This is a genomic window from Spirosoma harenae (assembly GCF_054776975.1).
This window is the reverse complement of the sequence record NZ_BAAHBD010000008.1, coordinates 696,790-716,824: the sequence shown is the minus strand read 5'-3', so window position 1 is coordinate 716,824 and position 20,035 is coordinate 696,790. Positions and strand designations below refer to the sequence as shown.

Here is a 20,035-nt window from a genome sequence, read left to right as displayed (position 1 = left end):
AAATTGAGATCAAATGTTATTTTGTGGCAAATTGACGTTTCACTTCGCCCGTTTGATGATCATGGGGCTAAAAAGGCGAAGCAGCCAAATGAGCCCAGCGGTAAGAATTCGATGGTTCATAACCTGGTAAGATTTTAGCAAAGTCATTTACAAACGTGTATCAATGCACAGTCGAAAAGGTGAGTTGTCAGTCAGAAAAATAAAAACTAGCTTTTACTCACCTTTTACGTTCATCACCGATTAACTGACAATTGACAGTAGGCAAGAGAATAGCTTAACTGGCCTTATCTTCGCCCATTCAGTTAGACTATGCCTACCCGACCACTACCCATATATTCAACAGAACAGGCTTTATACGAGGCACTTAGCCGACGCGAAGAACGAGCGTATCACCATTTATACGCTGAATCGTTTCCTTCTTTTCGACACTGGGTGATTACAAATAATGGATCAGAAATGGATGCTGAAGATGCGTTTCAGAAGGGAATGCTCAACTTCCTGCTCAATATAGAAACCGGAAAATATCAGCTTCAGGCAGGTACGCGCATTACAACGGTGCTGTTTGAATATTGTAAGCGCGTCTGGTTCACCGAATTAAAGTCGGCTCGAATGCGCACACGAGGTACTATGCCCGACACAATCGATGCCGTAGATACGGCCGACGTAGCAATGGATTTAGAACGAATGGAAATTGTCAATGCGGTTCGGCAATCGCTAGGTCAAATGAAAGAAGAGTGCCGGAAATTACTGGAATGGTTTTATGTCGATGAACTATCGTTGCGGGAAATTGCAGAACGATTGGGTATGAAAGAGTCATCCGTAAAATCGAAACGGTACGACTGCGCTGAAAAACTAAAAGCCCTCTACCAGAAAATCGCTAACCAACAAGGGTTATGAACTTATCAGAAGACCAATATGAAGTAATTGAAGCTTATTTGACCAATGAGCTATCAACTGCTGATCGGGCGTTGTTTGAGAGCGATATGCAGGCCGACGCTGAGCTTCGTGCCGAAGTTGATCGGCAACGCGCTATTCGGCTGGGACTTCGGACAATCGGTATTGAACGCGCTTTAGAGAAAGCAAAGGCACAGTATAAAGCTTCTTCTGAAGTTGTACCAACGGAGTCTGGTCGCGTTCTACCATTGGCGAACTGGCGCTTTTGGGCAGCAGCTGCTTCGGTGATTTTGGTATTAGGGATTGGGTATTATACCTATCAGCAAACTGCTGATCGACAGGCTGATATTGCCTACATGGAAGCCTTTTCGGGCGATTATTCGACGGAATTAATCAAAGATTTTCCGACAGAGCAGGTTGCGCCAAAAACACGCGTTAAATTTCTGAATGCGGTGACGACCTATAAAGCCGGAAAATACAATGACGTAATTGCGCAGTTAAAAACGGTTCCTGCTGATAAACAGACGGTTCATTACAAAAACTATTTTCTGGGATTAACGTATCTGGCTAATAAACAACCAACCGAAGCGATTCCACTGCTGGATAAAGCTCAGGCAAGCCCTTCCGCAAAACTTCGACAAAAAGCAGAGTGGTTTCTGGCTTTAGCCTATGTTAAAAATGGAGAGACGAAGAAGGCGCTACCGATGTTGAAACAAATCAGCGATGACAAAACCAATCCGTTTTATTCGCTGGCGCAGCGAGTGCTGCAAAAGATTGATTAGCAAATAAGCGTCGAATTCTCCGTGTCCGTTTCCTAGGTCTGTGTCCTCACAGACCCCTGTGCGTCGGCCAACAATATCCTCCGGTAATGGGTCTGTGAGGACACAGACCTGGGAAAAGAAAATGTTCTTTTTCGTTTCGGCGATTATTTACGTCAAATCAATTAGTTGTGGGTTCACAACAATTAATCCAATGTGAACGAACCGTTAAAACGGGTATTCATATAGATGTTTGCTTCGGATTGCCCGGTTGAATCCGCTGGCTGATAAACAGTTAATTGGACGAACTACTGATTGTAAAGGATTTGTACCTCGGCCGCTGTCAGCGCTCGCTTATAAATTCGGATATCATCCAAAGCCCCGTAGAAATAGTTAGGCAGATCGCTCGATTGGGCGCCAAACTTTAAATCTCCTCCCAAGCATTTTTCCAGCGTATTCTCTGGCAGGTTATCGGAACTTGCTAACGCAACGTTGTCGAAATACATACGAGCCGAATTCCCGCTGTAGACCAATACAAGGTGATGCCATTGCGATAAATTGGGTGAGCTGGAAAAGCTAAATGTCTGCCAGCCTTTTCCTCGCTCACAATTACTTTGCTGCTTAATATCAGTATTAATGATGACACTAGAGCCACTGTCGCTGGGTCGGATGAGCGAACTGTACATTTCAGCCGCCCCATCGCTAAAGCGGGACTTATTGTAAATCTGCATGGTTCGGTTTACGGCAGATGGCTTAATCCAGATGCTGATGGAAATAGCGTCCGGATTCAAGCTACTCGATTCACGCATGTAGCAATATTCCTTGACTCCATCCAATAAAATAGCTGAATTAGCCCTTCCTTTTCGATCGGTAGTGAACGTAGGATTATCGGCCGTGGTTCTAATGTGGTTATTGTAGCCGCTAATGTCCTGTAGCGATTTATTGGTAAACGACACGGAAGCAATCAAGTCCTGCGTAATGGTCACCATCTGGGTTGTGAACGACATAACCGTTTCGCCGTAGATAACTGCACCCGAGGAAAGGATGGCATAGGGGCGATAATAATACGTTTTATCCGGAGTTAAATCCGTGAGGTTAACGGCGATATAGGTATTTGCTGCTGGGCTGGACACGATCGCTTTTGATGAATTAGTTACCTCGGGCGTTGTGATGTTGGCTGAATAACAGATACCAAATTCCTGGGAAGCCGGATTGCCCGGTACTGCCAGAACAAAATAAACAATGGCGGTGGTGGTTTCTGCCGTAACTACCCCATTGGTCGCAACAACTGGATTTTGTCCTGTTCGGAATGTCTGCACCGGATCGCTATAGGCTGTTCCCTTGTCGTTGATGGCAAAACTACGCGCATAATAAGTCGTGTTGGGTGATAGCGTAGTTAGTGAAAATGAAATAGGAGCATTTATAGTACCTGCTTCGTCTTTATAGGCAATAGGGTCTTTTGTTATATCAGGGACAGTGTTCGTGGTTGAATAGCAGATGCCAAATCGTCTAATCGCAACATTGCCATTGGACGTAATCGCCATCTGCAGCGTAGCTGACGTCTGCGATAACTCAGTTACAGGCTGCAAGCTTACGACAGGAATCATGGGATTGATGACGGAAATAATGCTCTGGAGAATGGTTGAATCTTTACAGCTATTCTTCAGAGTTGCTTTTACTGTATAACTGCCTGCTGCCGGATATGTATAACTGACTGTCGTACCGGTTGTAACCGTCGTACTAGTATTGCCAAAATCCCAGGTAATTTTATCAATCGTACCACTACTATTTCCAATCGAAAAATCGACTTTTAAATCCTGAATTTTTGCATCAAGGTTCCCCGTTGGGTTAACGCAAACCCGCTGCGATTTGTGTTCAGGCAAACTCCATTCCGAGCAGCTAAAGAATAGACCTCCACAGCTACAACATATAATGATATAAATAAAAAATTTACTGAACTTATTCATTATCAATGGGCTATCAAAATATGGGCGGAATTAGTTAGAACGTAAATACAAGAGCGAGTCCTACCGATTGTGAGGAGGGTTTCCAGTGTAGGCCACTCGTGCGTAGCTTCGGTTTATACGCAAACAAATATACTTCCGCGAGCGTAGCTAAGGCCGCAACGCCCAGACAGGCTTTAAACAAACCGTGTTTTTGCTGGGCTACCTGTGCGGCCAGATACGCTTCGTTATATTGTTGATAGGTATCCGGATTATCGACGACACCACTACCGCTGGGATCAACCCGCTGGCTAATTTCGTTTAAGGTGGCCATTTTTGTTTGGTAGTCATTGCGCAATACATACGCATATACTCCTGCACCAATAGCGACGGCACCAGTAGCTACTTTTACACCAACCCGTTTATTGGGTTTAAACACATGATTAACCGGCTGAATCGGTGGTAATTCCGGAAAGGGATTTGGATTAACCGGCTGATTAGCCGCCTGCTCATAATAAGCTGCTAACTGGGCCTTCGTAATTGGGTCGTCGGGGTTCAGTGCTAAAAGTTGCTTGAGCAGAGAAACCGCTTCTGCACTGTTATACAGCCGAAACGCGTCATCGACTTTCTGACGTAAAACCAACCGACTGTTGCATTCGTTAATCTGGTTTGTTGCATACGTATCCGATTCAAAACCAGGTACTTCCAGGCAATTCTGGTATTGTCGGCGTGCTTCGGGGTATTTGCCTTCTTTAAAATAGTCGTCTCCTCTTTTTTTATACCGATCGTACTCTGGATCGCTAACAGTAGCCGTGGTTGAGGTTTGGCCTAAAACCACCTGTAGGGGAGTTAGAGAAGCAAAGGCGATTAGCAGAAACAGGATAAAGCGATGTAAAGGTGTGTTCATATTGTTGATTTACTGACTGGAGCATTGGCTAATTCGCCGTTTGACTTCCTCCGTGTCTTTCAGCGACTGGGCCACCTGAAACCAGGCTTTTGCGCCATCAAATTCATCTCTGTCAAAGTAACTATTGCCCTTCCCCATACTGTACGTATAGGGAATGTCAGCTTTCGTTGTACTTAAGTCGTACTCTTTGGCCAAGGCTCGGGCAGCCGTAAAATTCTCTTTTGCTTTTTCTTTATTGTTACTTTTGGTGATCGCCTTATGCCCATCATCGATCAGTAGATCGTATTTTTCCTGAGCTTCACGCCTTGCTTTTTCCAGTGCTTCTTTGGAGGCTGGCTCAGGTGCTTTTATCGCTTCTGGCTCCTGCACAGGTGGAGTAACTTTAGGGACTTCTGTAAGCTCGGTCGTTTGCGTAACCGATACTGCAGGAGTTGTTTGGGGCTGGGCTTTGAGGGCTGCATTTTTGAGGGCAAATACATCCTGACGAGTAGGGTCGAGTTGTAAAGCGCTATTGGTCAGCATGATGGCTGTCGCGTAGTCTTTTTGCTGAAACGCGAAACTGGCCTTGCCAAGTGCAATGTCGACCCGTTTGGTAATTGCTGCTGTTATGGGAGCGGATAAGGTTACTGAACCTGGTGTTGTAACTTCTGACGTTCCATTAGTCTGAGAGACAGTTGGTTTAATGCCAGAGATGGCCGTGCTATCCTGATTCTGTACAGATTTTTTCTCCGGGGAACCTGTCAGGCTGATAAACAAGATAATGCCACTCAACCCAATAGCTGCGGGCACGGCAATTCGCCAGGGAAAAAGGCGTCGTGATGGAGTGCGTTTCGCAATTTGTACCTGAGCGTCTACACCTGTTTTTTTTGAGGAAACGGACGTTGTTTTTACAGCAGCACGCTCTTTGCCACCATCAACTACTTGTTGCGGGACTTGTGGAGTCGAAGAGGAGACAGGATCGATGAATACATCTGTCTTCGCTTCGTCCTGATAAACATCCGTTGATTCGGATTCGGTAACAACGAATTTAGGTCGGAGTCGATCCAGACTTACCACTAATCCACGGGCAGCGTCGGCATTTGTCGGATCAAGCTGTAATACTTGCTCATACTGCGTTTGTGCCTGTTCGAACTGCTGTTGATTGAGTAATTCGCCTGCATCGTTCAGATATTGGCTAATGAGCTGTTTGTCAAGAGCAGATTTGCACTGAGCAATACCTTTCTGCGCTTCAGGATGCTTTTCCCGTTTCGATAATATTTGCTCAAACAGATTGATCGCTTCTGTGTACTGCTTCTTATTGGAATGTGCTTTCGCGTCTGCCAGCAGGGTTGGAATGTGATCCAGCAAGTCGAGCAATTCGTCTTCTTTTCGAACGCGGTCCCGAATATCGCGAACCAGGCACCGACGAATCATACTCGCGTACGGTTCGGCAATTGAATTGATTCGGTCGGGTAAGTCAACTGAGATGATTTTTTGCTCAATTTCCCGACGAACGGATTGCTCGCTGCTGTTTTTCAGGTCAGCCCGAAAAGGCTTTTCTCCCGTCAGCATTTCATAGAGAATGACACCAAACGCCCACAAATCAAGGTTAAAACTTACCCGACTGCCCTCAATTTGCTCAGGGGCTTTGTAGGAAGGAGTACCACGTCCGTCGCTTAGGTCAAAATCTGAACTGTCGAGTTCATCCTCACTTACCAATTTGCTCAGGCCAAAATCCGCAATTTTTGGTACGAACGTTCCGGCATTGTCGCGCGAGATAAGAATATTGGCGGGCTTAAAATCGCGGTGAACAATATGATGACGATGCAGATGCTGGAGGCCCAGCAGAATACCTCGGGTTAGGTCATAAATTTGGGTAGGGGAGAGTTTCTCCTTCTGAAGTAAATCGGCCAAATTACCATCCGCGTAATATTTCATGATGGCAAAATCGCTGACGCTGGTATCGGTTTCGAGCCGGTAACAAGCATCATACCGAGCGATATTGGCCTGGCGAGGAACCCGTTGGGCTAACTCGACTTCGGCCTTGAGCGACTTTGCGTCGGCTCCTTTAAACTCACTGATTTTAATGGCAACCCACTCCGTTTCCAGCTGATCCTCCACCTTTACCACTCGCCCATAGGAACCACTACCCAACAAAGCGCTCTTATCGTTAGGGCGAATTGGGTATCGTCGTTTGAATTCCTGAAATGAGGTAAACGACTGGTTCATAGGGTTGTTTTGTTGTTAAGTCACTGGGCGCAAATCAAAGATACGCTAAAGGAAGATTATCCGAAAACCGACCATAAAAAACCGGTGTCTGCCGACCACGGGTTACCAGTTTCACTCTGGGTAATACATATTTATGTAATTCCTGAATTGTTACAATCTGGTTACCATCGAGATCCCCCTTACCTGTTAGCCCGCGTAAAAGGAAATGGGTGAAAGCACCTCCCTCCAGCTTTCCCGCTTCAATGGCACTTTGTGTCGATCGGCTTGCCAGCATCATGGCTACGTTACTATGGCTACTTAGGTTGCGGGCTGCTTTTTGCACAGCCTTGCGTTGATCCTTCTTATTTTTGATCATACCACCCGACAGGCAGGCGTCGGCAATACACAGTTTGGTGATGGCTTTTGACGCAAGAAAAGCGGTTTTGATATCTTTATGCGTCAACAGCGTTTGGAGGCTACCGGGTCGCGTATCGTAGGGTACAAAACTAGTAGACGAGCCATGACCGGAGAAATAAAAAACGACTCGATCTTCTGGACCGGCCTGTCGAAAGAGTGTTAAGGCTTGTTTAATTTTCTGTTGAGATGCCTGATGGTTCGTCAATAAGCGAATATGCGAATCGGGTACGTTTCCTCCGGCTTTACTTTTCAAAAAGGCGACAACCTGCTGGGCATCCCGGTCGGCAAACCGCAAATCGCCAGCTGCATAGGAAAGGGCCTGATAATCGGAAATGCCTACAACAACAGCATAGGTTTGCGGGGCCAACACGGGTGGCTGACAATTAACGAGTAGTTCTAAACCAAATAAAAGAGAAAGAAACATCGCTTTAGAAGGTTTGAATGGATGGCACTGGTTCTGTTTGAGTTACGTATCGGATGCCAATCAAGTAGCCGGAATAATTATCCTTTGTTCGGCCTTCGCACAAGGCTTCTATTGACTGAATTTTGGCCTGATCGGGTACATTGGCTTCCATTAATTTTTCAAGCGTATAATCGTCAATATGTTCTAGTACGCCGTCGGTACACATAAAAAAATAATCATCCGGATGAATATCCGTTAGCATCACAACATCGGGTATTGGGCGGCTCGTTGGTCTACTTTTATCACTCTGACTGCATACTACTGCACGACTCAACCGATTTCGCCAGGGATGGGTGAGCGCCTGTTCTGCGGTAATAATGCCAGATTCTACCATATCGGCTACCTGCCGATGATCGCGTGTCTGAAACAGGATTTTCCCCGCCCGGATTTGATAGACGCGACTGTCGCCGATATGCGCAATGGTTACCCCTTGTTGGTGCGCCTGGAATAGTGCGAATGTTGAGCCCATACGATTGACGAACGGTTGACATTGCAGATAGTCACGATAGGCGTTGTAAGCCCAGTCGAGGGCTGATTGCAAATGGACAATATCTAAGATTGGGTAATCCATAGCTGTCGCATATTCCATTATTGACTTACCCAGCAATTCGCTGGCTACTTCACCTTTATCAGCGCCCCCCATCCCATCACAAACAATAAAAAGCGTTGTCTCACTGGTGGCCCCGCCAACCGCCGGATACAATGCATCCTGATTCGTTGGCCTTTGCCCGACATTCGAAAAGGCAAACGGGGTCGTCAAATGAAGAAGCATAAGCTATTGTGTACGGTCGGGATTGAAATCTAACTCGATTTTGTATGTTTCAAGCATGGCCGGTGGGATAGAATAATGCGTCAAACGGAATTGATCTACTCCACCCAGCTTAATAACACCACGATCTTCTACATCAACAAGTTCGGTTTTCTGCAATAGGATTCCATTCAGCGACGTTCCGTTTAAACTGTGCTGAAAGATTTGGGTAGGCATATCAACGGCGCCATCCTGAAGTTGATAACGCAGTTGCCCAGTCCATTTGTCGAAGGTAACGGTTAAGGTACAGTGCCGACGGCTGATGTAGCAGCGGTTATTGTGCATAAACCGGCCAACTTGAACCGTGCATGAACCAGACGTTCCAATCACATTACTGCCGAACTGAAGTGGATAACTGATTGTTGGTGACCCTTCATAAGTCAACAGGCCAAAGTCAGGTAATCCCTGAACAATGGCCTCGTCATACTGAAAAGCAGCCTGTAACCGATTGACCGCTCCACAACCAATATGTGAACAGGTAATAGAACCTTTCTCGAAATCAGCGGTCCGAACCATAATCCGTCGGCCACATTGCTGGCAGGTAATCAGCGTTGTTTTAAAGCCACCCATACGTATTATTCGTCCATATCATGGACATCGCCGTTATTTACGTACGTGTCGCTATCTGCCTCATATGTGTCCGCAATATAATGATCAACAGCTTGATCGAATTCCTCTGAGTCAGGATCATGCATGGATAATGCCGATGTGGCAATCGGCTCGTCGGCATCCAAAATCGAATCGACAATTTCTGCTGACATCGTTTCCTCTAGTCGCTGGCTGAAATTGTCGTTGGTGAGGATGAAGGGTTTGTCAAGCCAGACAGCCGCCGTTTGCTCGCCCGTGAGAGGGTCGTACCGATAGAGGGTATCCAATCCATTATCGCCACGCGCGTCAACGACCTTATACGTATGACCATCGCCACTGTTCATAACCACCGTATCGATAATGCCGTCATGATTACTATCAAGACCCATTACTCGCTGGCCGTTTAAATACCCCTCAATCACTGTTGGGTCGTTTACTTTCTGTGTCGATACCAGTTGATTGCTATGGGTTGCGTGTGGGTGATAGAGCTTAACGGGCAGTTTTTCGCCGATGATCATTTCCGCGTATTCCTGACGCTGTACGAGCGATAAGTCTTCCCATTCTTCTTTTTCGAATGTATTGTACCAGCGCCCATGCCAGCTAAATACGCCACCAACACCTACTTCATTACGGGCCGCTCTAAACGCCTGACCAAAACTCATATTATCGACTACTTTACCCGCTACATCAATATCTTCAGGCAACTCGATAAAGGCTTTGGAGACTATTTGCATTCCTTCATCATCCGACTCGGGGGCTATTGCTTCCGAAATCTTTTTACTAACTGCCCAGGCTGAACCACCCAATAATAAAGCCGCAGCCGAAATGCCGATCATTTTTTTCTGATCCGAATTGAGCACCGATGCTGGTAGAGCAGGGCGGGGCATGACTCTTTTTAAGGCCAAAGAATCAGGCGTTAATTCAGTTTTGTTGGAAGATAGCGACATGACAAATGAACTAGAAAGTGAGCGATAAGCATTTATCGCGCTTATCGGGAAAAGGTGAGTGGAAAGTCAGAGATTAATTTACCCAGATTGCCTGACAACGGCGACAGGTCTTTTGCTGAGCCAGTAATTCCCATTCCCGGACACCAAACGGATCGCGACAATCGGGATTGGGGCATCGATAACGCTCCCGGTATTCTTTATCGATGATTTCTATTTTTTCCTCCGTCGATAAGAGTGATGAACAAAGTGTGGGTATGAGTACACTCAAACCCGCCCCCGACAGCACATGCAGGAGAGGAATTGCCCCTCCGGCTGTGCTAAGAACGGCACCAATTCCCACAAGCGACGAAACCAGAACACTGCCCGTACGTACCATTTTCTCCCGATTTCGGCAATCGCGACGAAGTTTTGGGTACTGTTCATATACCTCCTTCAAGGCGGTAAATTCGGGAACAAAATTGAGTGCAACTGTTTGAGATCTCGAGGGTTCTATGGAAAGCGGATCGATTGGTTGCGAGTACGTTGGCGACTTAGGTAATACTGAGGTCGCCGACGTACTCGTTTGTATGTCCAGAAGCTGGTCAATCGAGTAATCCGTATCGGCTAACCGGATAGTATCTTGTTTACCAACAACTTTGCGGGTAATCCGCACACCATTCACATACGTGCCATTTTTGCTGTTAAGATCTTCCAGAACAAAACTGTCCGGTGTACATTGGATCAGCCGAGCATGGCTTCCACTGATTTTATCGTTCGAAATCCGAATTGCATTATCGACCCCACGCCCGATTGAATGGGTCGTCAGCAGACTTAAATCGTCTATAAGTTGCTCAAGTTGATTACTGGCAGATGACGTACTGGCTGGAGTCATAGCGAGCTGCGTACCATTTGGCTTTTAGTATTATTACTATCAAAAATACGATAAATGCCGCTTACACAATAGCCTATCGCCTTTCCTGCCAATCAATGTTCGTTTTCTTCCTTATAATACCGATTTTGTATCGCGAAAAGTGCGTATCAAACGCGCCTTTTGCCCTTGTCACCTTGCGATTAATTGTACAAATAATTCTCCTAGTGGTTGTTCTGATAATCCTTTTTCTCGATGTTGTCGCTCCCTATGTGATGCTGAGCGTTGCTGATGCCAGATTTTAGGCCGTCCTTCAGTCCTTTATCGGTTTTCACCGACTCTGTTAGACGATGCAGAGACACAGGTAATTCATGGTACAACTAAGCGAGCAGGAGTGGAGGATTACCAGACTATGATTCGGTTTTATGTAGCGTTGATTCACCATAGCTGGTCGCTAATCGGCTGAAAAAGAGATGACCTACTGAGTGAGTAGGTCATCTGCAAATTCACCTAATTAAACAAAACCCGGGATTATTACCTTATAGGTGTTCGTACATACGGCCTGTTTTGTCAAAGAGTTTTTATGATTGCCGGGTTTATTTCGAATGATGGCTGGATTTTTGCGTTTTCTAGTATGTAGAAGTTTCAATTAAAGCTAGATTGACGAATCTAAACATCGTTTATCTTTGCCCCGTTTTGACCTGATCTTGAAGCAAAAGGCGCAAGCCTATCTTATGGAAGATAAAAAGCACTTAGATACCGTTACGACTGCGGGTTTGCTGGTAGCAATGGGTATCATTTATGGCGACATCGGCACATCTCCTTTATATGTTCTTCGGTCGATTGTTGGTACCACAGAGCCAATTCAGGCAAATATTGTTCGGGGAGCACTCTCCTGTATTTTCTGGACAGTTACGCTCCAAACGACCGTCAAATATGTCATTTTGATATTACGGGCCGATAACCGGGGTGAAGGAGGAATTTTTGCGCTCTATGCGCTGGTTCGTCGACACGCCCGCTGGCTCACTATACCGGCTATTATTGGCGGTAGTTCGCTGCTGGCCGATAGTATTATTACTCCGCCTATTTCGGTTTCTTCGGCCGTAGAAGGGTTGCGCATCTTATATCCAGATATTCCGACTGTTCCTATTGTGATCGGTATTCTGGCCATACTGTTCCTGATCCAGACATTTGGTACCAGTGTGGTAGGCACCGCATTTGGCCCAATTATGCTGGTTTGGTTTACCATGCTGGGCACGCTGGGAATTATTCATATCATGGACGATATAACGATTCTGACTGCGCTCAACCCAATGTATGCCTATGATTTCCTGACTGGATACTCTGGGGCCTTTTGGTTATTGGGGGCTGTTTTCCTGTCAACAACAGGCGCGGAAGCACTGTATTCGGATATGGGGCACTGTGGGCGGGCCAATATCCGCGTTAGCTGGGTTTATGTAAAAGCCTGCCTGATGTTGAATTATTTCGGTCAGGGTGCTTTTGTGGAAAGTTTGATCGGTCAGCCACTTGGTGAACAAAATCCATTTTATGCCCTGATGCCTGATTGGTTCCTGATCATTGGCATTTGCGTAGCAACAGCTGCTACGGTAATTGCCAGTCAGGCGATGTTAACAGGAGCCTATACCCTTATTAGCGAAGCCATTCGACTCAACTTCTGGCCTAAAGTTCGACTTCGGTATCCATCCAATCAAAAAGGGCAACTCTATGTTCCGAGTATCAACTGGTTACTTTTTGCGGGTTGTATTGGCGTAGTGCTTTACTTCCAGGATTCGTCGCGTATGGAAGCTGCGTATGGACTGGCTATTACGCTGACAATGTTGATGAGTACTATTTTATTTAGCTATTACATGTATTCCCATAAATACAATGCATGGCTGGTTATTCTATTCCTTACATTCTATCTGACCCTCGAAGGCTGCTTTCTGGTTGCTAACCTGGCCAAGTTTACACATGGCGGTTGGGTTTCGATTTTGATTGCCGGTATTATGGGGACAGTGATGATTATCTGGTTAAGGGCCTTCCAGATTAAACTTCGACTGACGGAATACGTACGAATCGATCAATATATCCAGGCAATCAAAGAACTGAGCCGCGATATCAGCATACCTAAATACGCTACGCACATCGTCTTTATGAGCAATGCGGCCAGGCAGTCAGAAATTGAGTCGAAGATTATTTATTCGATTTTCCAGAAACGCCCCAAACGGGCCGATATCTATTGGTTCGTTCACGTCGATACGACAGACGATCCCTATACGATGGAATACAAAGTGAATACGCTGGCTCCCGACGATGCCTACAAAGTAACGTTTAAGTTAGGGTTCCGGGTTGAGCAGCGGATTAATTTATTCTTCCGTAAAGTGATTGAAGACATGGTAAAAAACAAAGAAGTAGATATTACCAGTCGATACGAATCACTTAGTCGCCAGAATGTTATTGGAGATTTCCGATTTGTTGTATTGGAAAAATTCCTTTCGTTCGAAAATGAGTTGCCTACCGCCGAGCGGATTATTATGAATATCTACTTCACCATCAAAAGTTTTACGACGCCCGAAGATCGCTGGTTCGGTCTGGATAGCAGCTCGGTAAAAGTCGAAAAAGTGCCACTGGTCATTCGCCCCGTCGAAAACGTCCAACTCAAACGAATTACGTCATAGTCGTGATGAACGATAAGTGATGAGCGTGCTGACGCATACTATTTATCACTAATCGTTCATCGTTCATAACTCATCACTAAATGAAACTTTTAATTACCGGCGGGGCCGGATTTGTTGGCTCATCGCTGGCCATCTCGTTAAAGCAAAACTATCCTCATTATCAAATTTTTGCGCTCGATAATCTCAAACGGCGCGGATCAGAATTAAGCTTGTCGCGGCTTAAAGCGGCCGGTATCGAGTTTTTGCATGGTGACATTCGGAACAAAGAAGATTTCGATGCCTTACCGGCTGTCGATACGGTCATTGAAGCCTCTGCCGAACCTTCCGTATTGGCAGGATTGGATGGTACGCCCGATTATCTGATCAATACCAATCTGTTTGGTACGGTCAACTGCCTGAATTATGCCCTGAAACATAAGGCTAGTTTCATCTTCTTGTCTACGAGTCGCGTTTATCCGATCAAAACCATTGAAACCCTCAATTTCGAGGAAGCCGAAACTCGGTTTGTTCTGACTGATAATCAGCCTGTACCAGGCGTTTCATCGCGGGGAATTGCTGAGAATTTCCCGCTCGATGGAGCTCGGTCATTGTATGGAACGACCAAACTGGCGTCGGAACTTCTGATACAGGAATACAACGAGTTCTACGGAATGAAAACGGTTATCAACCGTTGTGGTGTGATTACAGGCCCCTGGCAAATGGGTAAAGTCGATCAGGGTGTAATGGTGCTCTGGATTGCCAAACACTATTTCGAACAGCAACTTGCGTATATCGGCTACGGTGGAACGGGTAAACAAACTCGCGATATGCTGCACATTGACGATCTGTACCGACTGATTGATTGGGAATTGCATAACCTAGATACTGTCAACGGCGAAATTCTGAACGCGGGCGGTGGAGTAGAAAGTAGCGCATCGCTGCAGGAACTGACCAAAATCTGTCAGGAAGTGACGGGGAAGACCATTCCAATTAAGGAGGTAACCGAAAACCGAGCCGCTGACATTCGACTTTATATTACTGATAATACCAATGTTACGAAATTGACCGGCTGGAAACCCCAACTCGGTATTCGGGAAATTGTCACTGACATACATGCCTGGTTAGACGAAAACCGGGCTGCTCTAGAACCTATTTTAAAGTAAGAGTTGGTTGAAAAATTTTGTCATCCTGACCGCCGGGAAGGATCTTAAAATATCCCCAGTTGAGAGTTAGGAAACATTAAGATCCTTCCCGGCGGTCAGGATGACAAAAAAATAATAAATTTTACTAACGAAGCGGTGTTGGCAACGTAACGAAATAAATTCGATTGAGGTCAACTTTACCTGTGGCTGGCAGGATTTTCGTAGTAAATCCATTCATGCCATTATCCACAACTCCGAAATCATCGTCGTTCGAAATGGCCAGCGTGTTGCTGCCAATTAGTGCAATTCCTTCAGCTTTGTCATGTGGATAGACGGGCGAAATTTGTGTCAACAGGTCGAATACCAGCGTTTTAGTAACGGGAGTAATTCCCGCGTTCTGCAAACCCGTTTTGTCCTTTAGCTGTTCGACGCTTAATCCGCCATATTGTTTACCCCCATCGCCATTGGTCGGATCGGAAATATCGGTGGCACCTGCCAGATCAAATTTGTATATCCGTTTAAACGTAGCCGGTTTCGCCGGATTACCGCCATAATCGCCATCCCGTTCCAGTGCCAAAAACGTAGTATTGGTGATCGCAGCAATTTCACTACAACCCGTTAAACTCGCGTTTTCCATCAGATAAACATATTGTTTGGTAGCGCCGGTAGCAATCTCGAACGTCAAGACGCGCAAAATAAGCGAGTTAGCCACTGCAGACGACGACGGATTATACATGGGCGACTGCATCAGACCAACCAGAGTTTTGCCATCGGGCGTAATCGTTAAGCCTTCCATACCCCGGTTTGGCCGACGACGGGCAAATACTTTAGGAATAGTACGTCCCCCCGTACCCGATCCAAATGGATTGATGCGTTCAATCGTATTGCCATTCGCGTCGAAATGCGCAATGTGTGGCCCGTATTCGTCACTAATCCAAAATGTACCGTCTGGTAGAAGAACCATTCCTTCAGAATCAATTCCGTCGGCGTTGGGAGCAATGGGCTGGCCATTCAGGTCAAGAGCGGTTTCGCCAGTATTGCCTTGTCCAATTGGGTTTGGTAAACCATTTAGAGGCTGTCCGGCTGCATTTTTGAGCAAGATAGTTCGCTCAAGTACTAATTGATTGCCAACGACACGGAACCGAGCAATCTGAGGAGTGAAATCGGCTTTGCCAAAAATAATCGAGTTGGCAGCTTGTCCTGCGGCATTAGGCCCCCGATCAGTCAATAAATAAAATATATTGGGATCGTTTGGATCGCGCGCAATGGCCGAACCATATCCACCATTATAGATAGTTGTTCCGTTCGGCGATATAGCTAATGTTTTGGGATTAGATGCTTCGGAAAAAGCCGGATACGTATTAGGATCGAGACGATGGTCCAGACAGCCAGCAACAAGCAGGCCACCAGCAAGTGCAATGGCCACTGAAGCGGATAAAGATAAAACGTTCATGAGGAAGAAAAATGCCTGTTTTATGGAGTAAGCACACAAAACTACAGGGGTGGATATTACCCAAATGTGATATAATGAATGTGACTGTTAAGTCAGCGTTAAGTTTGTTGCAAATGGAAAGAATTATGTCAAAAGTGTCTTGTTATCACAGTGTTAGTGCAAGGATGATGCTCACTGCGAAAACGACTTACAGATGCTCTCCGTAGGCAGTATAGGTGTTGACTATTGAGCCATCGTCAAATAGATCGACTAAGGCATAACCGGCTGCGGTATGATGGTATTTCCCAAACCACCAGGCACCACTCACTGCTCCATTACAGAAATAGCTAACGTTGTTGTAATCGACTCGATCAACCAGGTGGATATGACCACTTAAAGCCGCTTTTACGTTTGGATATCGATGAAATAACTGCGTTAGTCGGACGGTATCGCTGTGCATCCAGCGGGAGGGAATTGTCCAATTGTCGTTGGTAAATCGGGGGCCGTCGAAAAAGACACAGGCCGCCAAAATGGGAACGTGTGAAACAACTAATATAGGCGTTTCGGCAGGGATGGCTTTTAAGTCTGCTTCAAGCCAATCGAATTGCTCATCGTCTATATGGGCTGTGTACCAACTTCCATCGGCCTTGGGTTGAACGCTGTCTAAGACGATAATATGCCATCCGTTCTGTCTTAGGCTATAATACCGGCGAGCCATCTGTAACTCATCCATAGCCCACTTTCGTCCGTCATGAAAAGCGTTCTGCGTTTCGTGTTTGCACCAGATGTCATGATTGCCAACACAACTTAAGATTGGTAAAGCATTTTCGCTTTTCAGTACATCCTGGTAGAGCTTCCACTGGCGACGAACGCTATCCTGCCCGCGACCGTGCGCTTCCATAATTGCATCACCCCCATTAATAATCAAATCGGGTGTATCGGACAACCCCTGTAGATGATGCAGACATTTTTCGAAGCCTTTAGCCGCCCCAACTAAAGGTTGCATGTGGACATCAGTTACGTGAGCAATGCGTAGTACTCGTTTTTTAGGGAGGGTGGCTACCTGAGCAGTAGCGAAATTGCTGACCGAAAGAGCCGCAAAGCCCGCACCCATGCGTCTAACTATTTCCCGACGATTCATGCACGTGTTGGTTTGCGCAAAGTAAGAGACCAGCTATGATGCCTTAATTAAGTTAGGGTTATGTTTTTATTAGGTAATTTAATAGATGCTAATAATTTATTAAGATGCACAAATAATAATGGCAGTTATTAAGAAATATTAATTACTCAGAAAATGCCTTCTTCTTAATTTATCCTCTGAAATTGGCTTGTAAAATAATGATGATGTTGCTATTGAAATCAGTAATGATTTAATAACATGCGCCTATTCAATCTATAACTACCTTTGCCTGTAAATAAATTATAACTTATTAAATGTTAAGGCATTGGCTAGATGAGTTGATGAATTTACTGGCTGGGAATAGTCGCTATGTATATTACAGTAGCTATCGGCAAGTTTTATTTATCATCCTATTACTACTCTTTATAATAGCGCCATTTGCCTTGTATTATTTTCTGTAAAATATCGATAATTAATACTCTATTTATATTACTGCATGAAGTTAGGTTAAGAATACGTTCTATAAAAAATGAGACCCAGATGGTCTCATTTTTTATGTCTGGATTTTATTATTTTCTCCTGAAAAATAAGATATAACGCTAAAATAGACGATCGTGCAAGCCTGGTTATTTCTCTTTATTGCCGCAATTTTTCAGACGGCCTGGACGTATTCCCTTAAGTACATGGTAGTTGATGATCTGAAAACGTTACGGTGGGACACATTCTATTTATCCACTGTTGGCTTGCCAATTTTGCTACCCTTTATTGGGAATGCTGTGTTTGGTCTGGTAAATATTTACTTTTTTTCACTAGCTATCAAACAGATTCCAACGACAACTGCTTTTGCCGCCTGGACAGCCATAGGCTTACTATTGATTAAAGCGGTTGATGTGTTTGTCTTTAAAAATAATTGGTCTTTTGCAGAACTGTTCTTTCTGGCCTTAATCGCAGTTGGCATTATCGGCCTACGTTTCTACTCAGCTACATAAGGCAAACGATGAACATCGTCGAAAGCTATAGGTTGTATACCTTAGAGGACCTTATTCTTTACCTGGTTACTCTACGATCAATGAAACAGGCTATTCTATTAATTTTTCTGCTTCCGTCTTTCTGTCATGCTCAGGCAAAACTAACCGGGCTGGGAGAGTACAGAATTGGTATAACCACGCCCGATTCGATCAGTCATACTGACTTTAAGGAACAAGAACAGGCCTATGCAAAAGGAACCGTTGCCTTACCGTGTAATCATATACGTATATTCAAAGCGGTAACTAAAGTAGTGGAAGGGGTTTCTATTCCTGACCTATTCCTAGTCTTCTATGACAACAAGTTGTATAAAATCGTCTGTAAGTATACAGATAAGCTAAAACAAGCCTTTCTTCTTAAAAATGGGAAAGGTAGATCCAGACCCCAGGGTCGACTTTCCTTTTGTGGGCAGGGGAACGACAAACCCATGTTGATTACCAGCGAAATCTGGCAAAACGATGACATCCTGGCTCTAGCCATACATGGCAGTGGATATAATACGGATTGTCAGCAGGAACAAGTAAATAGATTGACTATTGGTAGCCAGCAAATGTCAATGCTGGCTTCAGATTGTGAATTACAAAGCGTTGATCTTTTTTCAGATGAATTTGATGACGTGATGAGTCAATCGACAAGTCGATCAGGTAATTTGAAGAAAAAAGAATAAAGCGGCTCCTTAATAGAACCGCTTACGCTAATAGTAATCCGTCATTTTACTGTATTTACCGGTTTGTCTCAACAGTTTGGCTATCTCGTGTATTCTTCTGTACGGCAATAGCACCAAATAGGGCCAGTAAAAAGGCAAATGCGTAAAAACCTTTCTCGCTGGGCAATAGTGTGGCGTTCCATAGACCTACTGTTAATAAAACAATAGCGAGTATCGTAGAAAACCAGCTAAGTCCATAATAAATATCCGTAACCGGAACACCTTCCAAACGATCCCGAACACTTTTTTGGACAGAAACGACTGAAAAAAGCCCATACATCAAGACGGTAAAATAGTAGCCTTTTTCATTTAGTACCATGTCGGATCGCCAAAGGCCAATTAAGAAGCCGAATATACCAGCACCCAGCGCCATCCAGGATGCGCCGACGAATGCCATTGAGGGTTTTTGATTCATTTTTGATTGGTAGTTTATAAACCAAAAATGGCAGGAGTAATGGTGCGAAAACTACCATAAATTAACAGTAGGTAGAAATGAGTCAACAACTGACGCTGTATATATATGGTTTACAACGTTACCTGATCAAGCAGCCTCATAGATGTATTCCTATCGCCAGACAACTGTATTTTCTTGATTTTTGCAAAAGAATAGAAATGAGCGTAATTTTGCCCCTTAGCCTATCAAAAAAAGGTCCTGTAGCTCAGTTGGATAGAGCATCTGCCTTCTAAGCAGACGGTCAAGCGTTCGAGTCGCTTCGGGATCACATTAATAATCAGTCAGTTAGCTTTTTTGTTAACTGACTGATTTTATTTTTACTAACACAGCTCAAAAGATGATTGACTATATGGAAATCCTGACTGAGCCGGTTCGCTATAATATGAAAACGGAAGTCCACCGGCTAACTAGTGAGGCCGAGCTGGACTCACTAATACTTAAGGATTATAATACCGTCAATCAGTCGGGTGAAGTCATAAGAGCAAGGTATCGGCTGGGCGTTGATAGTCCTGCTGAGTGGAGCGATAAAGTCTTTGAGCCCGGATACAGTTTACAATCATTGCCCGAGGTCGAAACTTACATCAAAAAAACGGGCCATTTGTCAAACGTACCCTCAGCCGAGGAAATGACCAAAAAGGGAATCGATTGGGCTAAATACAATGCGGTGGTGATGGCGAAAATCGAAGAGTTGACCCTGTACACTAGTAAGCAACACAAACGGGTTCAGAAGCTGTAGGAA

Annotated in this window: 18 protein-coding genes and 1 tRNA gene; 8 read left to right on the top strand and 11 right to left on the bottom strand. The window is 45.0% G+C overall.

The window, feature by feature from the left end:
* The first annotated feature begins 309 nt into the window (after nt 1–309).
* Both ACYVE4_RS11305 and ACYVE4_RS11300 read left to right on the top strand, forming a co-directional pair.
* The gene (locus ACYVE4_RS11305) at nt 310–897 is read left to right on the top strand and encodes an RNA polymerase sigma factor (RefSeq protein WP_461039923.1); all 588 of its coding nucleotides are present in this window, start codon (nt 310–312) and stop codon (nt 895–897) included.
* Nucleotides 894–1,676, top strand: a complete 783-nt coding sequence (locus ACYVE4_RS11300; protein ID WP_461039921.1) for a tetratricopeptide repeat protein — start codon at nt 894–896, stop codon at nt 1,674–1,676. Before ACYVE4_RS11305 ends, ACYVE4_RS11300 begins: the two co-directional genes overlap by 4 nt.
* Nucleotides 1,677–1,960: 284 nt before the next feature.
* On the opposite strand, the gene ACYVE4_RS11295 is transcribed toward ACYVE4_RS11300, so the two are convergent.
* From ACYVE4_RS11295 to ACYVE4_RS11260, 8 genes are all read right to left on the bottom strand, one after another.
* Complete coding sequence (locus ACYVE4_RS11295) at nt 1,961–3,535, bottom strand: LamG domain-containing protein (RefSeq protein ID WP_461039919.1); 1,575 nt, start codon at nt 3,533–3,535, stop codon at nt 1,961–1,963.
* Between the two features lie 118 nt (nt 3,536–3,653).
* Nucleotides 3,654–4,502 carry a tetratricopeptide repeat protein gene (locus tag ACYVE4_RS11290; protein WP_461039917.1) on the bottom strand — a complete coding sequence of 283 codons (849 nt, stop codon included), beginning with the start codon at nt 4,500–4,502 and terminating at the stop codon, nt 3,654–3,656.
* Between the two features lie 9 nt (nt 4,503–4,511).
* Nucleotides 4,512–6,710, bottom strand: a complete 2,199-nt coding sequence (locus ACYVE4_RS11285; protein ID WP_461039916.1) for a serine/threonine-protein kinase — start codon at nt 6,708–6,710, stop codon at nt 4,512–4,514.
* Nucleotides 6,711–6,744: 34 nt separating this feature from the next.
* Nucleotides 6,745–7,530, bottom strand: coding sequence for a caspase family protein (locus ACYVE4_RS11280; protein WP_461039914.1), 786 nt, complete (start codon nt 7,528–7,530; stop codon nt 6,745–6,747).
* 4 nt (nt 7,531–7,534) lie between these two features.
* Entirely contained in the window at nt 7,535–8,341 is an 807-nt protein-coding gene (locus tag ACYVE4_RS11275) for a PP2C family protein-serine/threonine phosphatase (protein WP_461039913.1), read from the bottom strand.
* A gap of 3 nt (nt 8,342–8,344) precedes the next feature.
* Nucleotides 8,345–8,947, bottom strand: coding sequence for an FHA domain-containing protein (locus ACYVE4_RS11270; RefSeq protein ID WP_461039912.1), 603 nt, complete (start codon nt 8,945–8,947; stop codon nt 8,345–8,347).
* 5 nt (nt 8,948–8,952) lie between these two features.
* Complete coding sequence (locus ACYVE4_RS11265) at nt 8,953–9,852, bottom strand: hypothetical protein (protein WP_461039910.1); 900 nt, start codon at nt 9,850–9,852, stop codon at nt 8,953–8,955.
* A gap of 133 nt (nt 9,853–9,985) precedes the next feature.
* Complete coding sequence (locus tag ACYVE4_RS11260) at nt 9,986–10,783, bottom strand: FHA domain-containing protein (protein ID WP_461039908.1); 798 nt, start codon at nt 10,781–10,783, stop codon at nt 9,986–9,988.
* A gap of 710 nt (nt 10,784–11,493) precedes the next feature.
* On the opposite strand from ACYVE4_RS11260, the gene ACYVE4_RS11255 reads away from it, so the two are divergent.
* Nucleotides 11,494–13,437: a KUP/HAK/KT family potassium transporter gene (locus tag ACYVE4_RS11255; protein ID WP_461040379.1), complete on the top strand. Its 1,944-nt coding sequence runs from the start codon at nt 11,494–11,496 to the stop codon at nt 13,435–13,437.
* An 80-nt stretch (nt 13,438–13,517) separates the two neighbouring features.
* Nucleotides 13,518–14,579 (top strand): NAD-dependent epimerase/dehydratase family protein, encoded by a 1,062-nt coding sequence (locus ACYVE4_RS11250; RefSeq protein ID WP_461039906.1) that lies wholly within the window; start codon nt 13,518–13,520, stop codon nt 14,577–14,579.
* 124 nt (nt 14,580–14,703) lie between these two features.
* Here ACYVE4_RS11250 and ACYVE4_RS11245 read toward each other — a convergent pair whose 3' ends face one another.
* Both ACYVE4_RS11245 and ACYVE4_RS11240 read right to left on the bottom strand, forming a co-directional pair.
* Nucleotides 14,704–16,011 (bottom strand): esterase-like activity of phytase family protein, encoded by a 1,308-nt coding sequence (locus tag ACYVE4_RS11245; RefSeq protein WP_461039904.1) that lies wholly within the window; start codon nt 16,009–16,011, stop codon nt 14,704–14,706.
* A 187-nt stretch (nt 16,012–16,198) separates the two neighbouring features.
* A complete protein-coding gene (locus tag ACYVE4_RS11240; RefSeq protein WP_461039903.1) occupies nt 16,199–17,131 on the bottom strand; it encodes a metallophosphoesterase family protein in 933 nt (310 codons plus the stop codon).
* A 593-nt stretch (nt 17,132–17,724) separates the two neighbouring features.
* On the opposite strand from ACYVE4_RS11240, the gene ACYVE4_RS11235 reads away from it, so the two are divergent.
* Together ACYVE4_RS11235 and ACYVE4_RS11230 are read left to right on the top strand one after the other, a co-directional pair.
* Nucleotides 17,725–18,099 (top strand): DMT family transporter, encoded by a 375-nt coding sequence (locus tag ACYVE4_RS11235; protein WP_461039902.1) that lies wholly within the window; start codon nt 17,725–17,727, stop codon nt 18,097–18,099.
* Nucleotides 18,100–18,179: 80 nt separating this feature from the next.
* Nucleotides 18,180–18,803: a hypothetical protein gene (locus ACYVE4_RS11230; protein WP_461039900.1), complete on the top strand. Its 624-nt coding sequence runs from the start codon at nt 18,180–18,182 to the stop codon at nt 18,801–18,803.
* 55 nt (nt 18,804–18,858) lie between these two features.
* Here ACYVE4_RS11230 and yiaA read toward each other — a convergent pair whose 3' ends face one another.
* Nucleotides 18,859–19,257 carry an inner membrane protein YiaA gene (gene yiaA / locus ACYVE4_RS11225; protein WP_461039899.1) on the bottom strand — a complete coding sequence of 133 codons (399 nt, stop codon included), beginning with the start codon at nt 19,255–19,257 and terminating at the stop codon, nt 18,859–18,861.
* Between the two features lie 233 nt (nt 19,258–19,490).
* Between yiaA and ACYVE4_RS11220 the strand changes: the two genes are divergently transcribed.
* Nucleotides 19,491–19,564: transfer RNA gene (locus ACYVE4_RS11220), tRNA-Arg, on the top strand.
* 81 nt (nt 19,565–19,645) lie between these two features.
* Nucleotides 19,646–20,032, top strand: a complete 387-nt coding sequence (locus tag ACYVE4_RS11215) for a hypothetical protein (protein ID WP_461039898.1) — start codon at nt 19,646–19,648, stop codon at nt 20,030–20,032.
* The last annotated feature ends 3 nt before the right edge of the window (nt 20,033–20,035 follow it).